The organism is Bacillus cereus (genome assembly GCF_002561295.1).
Taxonomy (GTDB): domain Bacteria; phylum Bacillota; class Bacilli; order Bacillales; family Bacillaceae_G; genus Bacillus_A; species Bacillus_A cereus_S.
Map to the genome: position 1 here is coordinate 1 of NZ_NTUG01000076.1, position 289 is coordinate 289.

The following is a 289-nucleotide window of genomic DNA, read 5'->3' on the forward strand; positions in this document are numbered from 1 at the left end:
GATGATGTATAAAAGTATGTGTAAACATTTTTAGGCAAAAAATAAGGCAAAGTACCCCCTAGGTTTATCCAGAACCTAAAATGAAAGGAGACTTTGCCTCATGCCTAATAATAGTATACCCAATTTAGACTTAGGTAAACAAATTGAAGACATGGTAAAGGATTTTGTACAAGAGAAATTAGAAATGATTCTTAGAGAGGAAATCCAAAATTTCCTGAAGACAGAACCTCAAGATGCACCTAACTCTAAAAATGGTTATTACCAAAGAATGTTAGATACGAAATTTGGA

General features: G+C 32.5%; 1 pseudogene. It reads left to right on the forward strand.

The annotated features are described in order from the left end of the window. Positions 1–100: 100 nt before the first annotated feature. Positions 101–289, forward strand: a pseudogene (locus CN373_RS24765) (IS256 family transposase); the annotation flags it as partial.